Source organism: Neorhizobium petrolearium, assembly GCF_017873175.1.
Taxonomy (GTDB): Bacteria; Pseudomonadota; Alphaproteobacteria; order Rhizobiales; family Rhizobiaceae; genus Neorhizobium; species Neorhizobium petrolearium.
In genome coordinates this window covers 1-1,358 of sequence record NZ_JAGGJW010000056.1, presented here as the reverse complement: position 1 = coordinate 1,358, position 1,358 = coordinate 1, and the positions used below count along the sequence as shown (strand labels likewise).

Annotated in this window: 1 protein-coding gene; it reads right to left on the bottom strand. The window is 61.0% G+C overall.

Features of this window, described 5'->3' with window-relative positions:
• Positions 1-65: 65 nt before the first annotated feature.
• Complete coding sequence (locus J2046_RS33610) at positions 66-1,262, bottom strand: IS256 family transposase (protein ID WP_210059140.1); 1,197 nt, start codon at positions 1,260-1,262, stop codon at positions 66-68.
• Between the last annotated feature and the right edge of the window lie 96 nt (positions 1,263-1,358).

Below are 1,358 nucleotides of genomic sequence, written 5' to 3'. Positions count from 1 at the left end.
GATCGTGTCCCATGACGTGGTGTAGCTTAGACGACCACGGCTCATCCCGGATGGCCGGATGAGTGTCAGCTTGCGGCTGGCAGGCTGATGAGCGGATCATCGCTCATTGTTGCGATGGTTTCCAGTGTCATGTAGCGGGATCGTTGGACGGCCCATTCATCGTTCTGTTCGAGCAGGAGCGCGCCGACGAGCCTGACGATGGCGTCATCGTTGGGGAAGATGCCGACAACCTCGGTGCGCCGCTTGATCTCGCCGTTGAGACGCTCGATCGGGTTGGTCGAATGAAGCTTGGCCCAATGCTGTTTGGGAAAGGTCATGTAGGCGAGCACATCCTGTTCGGCACTATCCATCAGCGTGGCGAGTTTCGGCACCTTCGGCCTGATCTGGTCGGCGACATTGCGCCACTGGGCGCTCGCAGCCTCCGGAGTATCCTGGGCGAAGGCCGTGGCGATGAAGGCGGAGACGACGCGCCGACCGCTCTTCCCGGCATGGGCGAGCGCATTGCGCATGAAGTGGACCCGGCACCTCTGCCATGTGGCGGACAGCACCTTCGACACCGCTGCCTTGATGCCCTCATGGGCATCGGAAACGACGAGCTTGACGCCACGCAGACCCCGCCTGGTCAGCTTTCGAAGAAACTCGGTCCAAATCGCCTCGGCCTCGGATGTGCCGATCTCCATACCGAGCACCTCGCGTCGACCGTCGGTGTTGACGCCGACGGCGATGATGACCGCGACCGAGACAATCCGACCGCCGCGACGAACCTTCAGGTAGGTGGCATCGATCCAGAGGTATGGCCACTCGCCCTCGATGGGCCGGTCGAGGAAAGCCTTCACCTTCTCATCGATCTCCTCGCAGAGCCGGGAGACCTGGCTTTTGGAGATGCCGCTCATGCCCATGGCCTTGACGAGATCATCGACGGATCGGGTCGAAACGCCTTGGATGTAAGCCTCTTGGATAACCGCCGTCAGGGCCTTCTCTGCCATGCGGCGTGGTTCGAGAAAGCTCGGGAAATAGCTGCCTGTGCGAAGCTTGGGAATGCGAAGCTCGACGGTGCCCGCCCGTGTCTCCCAATCCCGGTCGCGATAACCGTTACGTTGGGCCAGTCGGAAGCCATTCTTCTCGCCGTATCCAGCGCCCGTCTTCGCGCTCACCTCCAGCGCCATCAGCTTCTCGGCTGCAAAGCCGATCATCTCGCGCAGCAAATCGGCATCGGCGCTCTTCTCAACGAGTGAGCGCAGGTTCATCATGTCGTCGGTCATCGGTGGTGTCCTTCAGGTTGGCTCTAAGCAACCCGACCCTACCGGAAATCACCGATGGCTATGAAATCCAGCTACACCACATCCTGGGACACGATC

Bases quoted from the DNA above. Each gene is read 5' to 3' on its own strand.
- J2046_RS33610 (WP_210059140.1), bottom strand. From the start codon at position 1,262: ATGACCGACGACATGATGAACCTGCGCTCACTCGTTGAGAAGAGCGCC.